2 protein-coding genes are annotated in these 2,837 nt (G+C 47.7%); one reads left to right on the top strand and one right to left on the bottom strand.

The window, feature by feature from the left end:
* Positions 1–750: 750 nt before the first annotated feature.
* Complete coding sequence (locus QZP87_RS03645) at positions 751–1,182, bottom strand: PspC domain-containing protein (RefSeq protein WP_291321557.1); 432 nt, start codon at positions 1,180–1,182, stop codon at positions 751–753.
* 346 nt (positions 1,183–1,528) lie between these two features.
* Here QZP87_RS03645 and QZP87_RS03650 point away from each other — a divergent pair, with 346 nt between their 5' ends.
* Entirely contained in the window at positions 1,529–2,686 is a 1,158-nt protein-coding gene (locus tag QZP87_RS03650; protein ID WP_291321558.1) for a LarC family nickel insertion protein, read from the top strand.
* Positions 2,687–2,837 lie beyond the last annotated feature (151 nt).

Raw genomic sequence — 2,837 nt, forward strand, 5'->3', positions numbered from 1 at the left:
AACTTTTCAACCTGCCTAAACTGGGGACAGGCACTTTTGCCGGTTGATAGTCTGCAAATGCTTCAAAAATTCGGGGGCAAAAGAGCCAGTCCCCGGAGGTCAATCATAAGTTTCGCTGTAGTGTTATGATGTATCTGTTTAGTGCTTTGGATGTGGCATGGGGACTGGCTCTTCCGGGACCCACTTGTCCCAGAAAATGAGTCATTTTGAGCACAAATTGATGCTCAAGTGGGTTCCGGAGTGCCTGTCCCCTGCTTTCCTTAAAAGCGCTAAACAGATACGTGAAATGATAACTTATAATAGCTCACATTGGGGTGTTTTGCACTCTGTTTTAGGTAAACGGTTATATAATGGGTATGATGTCGCGAAATTCAGCTTGCAACGAATGTGTCTTAATCAAGCCTTTCAACGAAATATTGTAACCGTTTACCTGTCGATCCAGCACACAGGCTCTGAATGACGGTTTACTGATGCACTTGAAAAAAATCAGTTTTGTCACTCCAAGCATCTTTTCAGCACTTTTTAGGAAAGCAGGGGACAGGCATCGCCGCAATAAACAAGAAATGCGGAGGAGCGCCAGCCTCCCTCCGGGCTGTATGCCTCCTCTCTCCTGGCTGTATACTCTCCTCTCCGGCCCTGGAAGGTTTCCTTGCTGGAAGCGGAGCAGGAAGCGACCCGCAGGCCATGGTCTTACGAGCCGGAGGTGGGGCAGGAAGCCATGCGACTTTCAATGCGCTAAACAGATATTCTTTACTGAGCCTTGACTATACCTGCAATAATAAAGAGAGTAGCCGGTAAAAGAAGGATGAAAGAGGGGACGGTAAAAAGAAGCATGAAAAACTGATCCGGGTTAAAAACACCAAGAAGCAGGAATGGCAGAAGGTTGATCACCACCCCCAGCATGGTATAATTGTAGAAGGTTTTGATCCTGGCTGCTTTTTTTTCCTGCTGCTTTTCCGTTAGTTCACCTTCAGTTCCGGGCATGGTCAACCATAAAAGGATGTAGAGCAAAACAGGGGCCATGGAGGCAGACCAGCCCAGGTACGGCACAAAATTCAACAGAACAAAGGCCATAAAAAACAGTATCCTCAACAGGGAAACACTGATTTTCCACTGATGGGCCAAACCGGCCAGCACTCCACCAAACAAAGCATCCTGAATTCTTTTCCGGGATTTTAACATAATTTTTTGCAGGTTGAGAGTTAACACTCCAGCGAGACATTTTCAGCATTACCCAGGAAAAATAAATGCGGGACAGCCCCAGTCACGCCAAGGCGTGATTGAGAGTCTCACCATTGAGAGCCAGTCCCCGTGCCACATGCAAAGCGCTAAACAGATACCTATCTTGGGTTGCGGGCAAAGTCAGCCTTGGATATTATCGCTATTGAACTACAGGGGAGAAGGCTTTCAATCATTGTTTGATATCCAAGGTAGAATGTCAAGACTGCACCTGAGTTGAAAAAGCGCTGCGAATGAAATCCATTTGTCGCTGTGGTATTGAACAGTTTTTTTTAAAATTGGAGGATGCATGTCAGTTTTGTATCTGGATCTGGAATATGGGATCAGCGGCGATATGTTCGCTGCAGCCCTGGCAGACCTCGGAGTGGACTTCAGACCCCTGGAGCAGGCCTTGCAAAGGGTTGTCCCTGGGGTCCGGATGGGTTTCAGAGAGGAAGTCAGGCACGGCGTAAAAGGCAGGGCAGCTGTTTTTGGCTGGGAGAATAACCAGCCTTTAAGAATGCTCCAGGATATCTATGATGTTCTGGACAGAATGGACATCCCTGCAGATGTAAGTAAGCGATCCAAGCTGGCCTTTGAGGGCCTTGCCCGTGTGGAGGCAAGTGTTCATGGCGTGGGTCTGGATAGGGTTCACTTTCATGAAGTGGGTGCACTTGATACGATTATGGACATAGTAGGAGCCTTCTGGGGGCTGAAGAAACTGGGCATAAGACATGTCAGGTCTTCAGAGGTCCCCTGGTTCAGGGGGAAGGTTCAAACTGCACATGGAGAATTGCCTCTGCCTGCCCCCGCCACCGCCCTGCTTTTGCAGGGTAAAAAAATCCGGCCTTCTGAATACGACTGGGAGATAATCACACCCACCGGAGCCTTGCTGCTTGATCAACTGGTCGAAGAATACAGCCCCGGTTTTTCCGGAACTCTCAAGCAATCCGGCACCGGTTTCGGCAAGAAAAAAAAGGGATTCAACGGATTGCGGGTATTTGTGGCGGAAACACCAGTAAAGCCCCGGGGCTACCTAAAAGACCAGGTCTGGGTGCTTACGACCAACATAGATCATCTTACAGGAGAAGAACTTGGAGTTTTTCTTGAAGAAATTATGCAGACAGGGGCTCTGGATGTAATTTACCTACCCGGAATAATGAAGAAGAACAGACCAGGATTCCAGGTGCAGGTAATGTGTGGAAATGAAGACCTTGGCCAGGTTCAGGATGCTTTTTTCAAGCATACATTGACACTGGGAATGAGGATTCAGTGTCTGGAGCGAAGCCTTTTGCCGCGAAAAAACACTCAAATTATGGTTGACGAGGAAATGTTACAGGCCAAGGAAGTATTGATGGAAGGCAGGACCTATACCAGGCCTGAAATGCAGGAACTGCAGAAACTGGCACACAAAAAAAATGCATCAGTAGTCCAGTTGAGGCTGGTTCCTGAAGAAAAGTCAAAATAATTGGCGCTTAGTACAAATTTCAAACAAACATGTTGTTTCATTTTCAAAGAAAGCCAAGAGGTTTTGCCCACAGAACACACAGAAGTACACTGAAGTTTTTTCTTCGCTCCCACGCTCTGCGTGGGAGCGTATCTGGACCGCTCTGCGGTCA

Source organism: Desulfonatronospira sp. (assembly GCA_003563255.1).
GTDB lineage: Bacteria > Desulfobacterota > Desulfovibrionia > Desulfovibrionales > Desulfonatronovibrionaceae > Desulfonatronospira.